Raw genomic sequence first — 549 nt, 5'->3', positions numbered from 1 at the left:
GACCGCGAAACCGGCGAACTGCTGGTGGCCGAGAAGTATGACCCCGCCGTGAACTGGGCCACCCATGTCGAGATGGACCCGGCGTCGGACCAGTATGGCCGCCCGCAGGTCGTGGCCGAATACTCGACCGCGCAGAACGGCGAGGACGTGAACACCACCGGCATCTGCCCTGCGGCCCTTGGCACCAAGGACCAGCAGCCCTCGACCTACTCGCCGAAAACCGGCCTGTTCTACGTGCCGACCAACCATGTCTGCATGGATTACGAGCCCTTCCGCGTCAGCTATTCGGCCGGCCAGCCCTATGTCGGCGCGACGCTGTCGATGTTCCCGGCGCCGGGCAGCCATGGCGGCATGGGCAACTTCATCGCCTGGGACGCCGTCGCGGGCGAGATCAAGTGGTCGCTGCCGGAACAGTTCTCGGTCTGGTCGGGCGCGATGGCGACCGCGGGGGACGTGGTGTTCTACGGCACGCTCGAAGGCTACCTGAAGGCGGTTGATGCCGAGACCGGCGAGGAGCTTTACAAGTTCAAGACGCCGTCGGGGATCATC

The 549-nt window shown here is 65.8% G+C and carries 1 pseudogene; it reads left to right on the top strand.

From position 1 onward, the window contains the following. Positions 1-549, top strand: a pseudogene (locus IEV15_RS14565) (PQQ-dependent dehydrogenase, methanol/ethanol family); the annotation flags it as partial.

It is taken from the genome of Flavobacterium orientale, assembly GCF_014638005.1.
Taxonomy (GTDB): domain Bacteria; phylum Bacteroidota; class Bacteroidia; order Flavobacteriales; family Flavobacteriaceae; genus Flavobacterium; species Flavobacterium orientale.
This window is presented reverse-complemented; position numbering and strand designations above follow the sequence as displayed.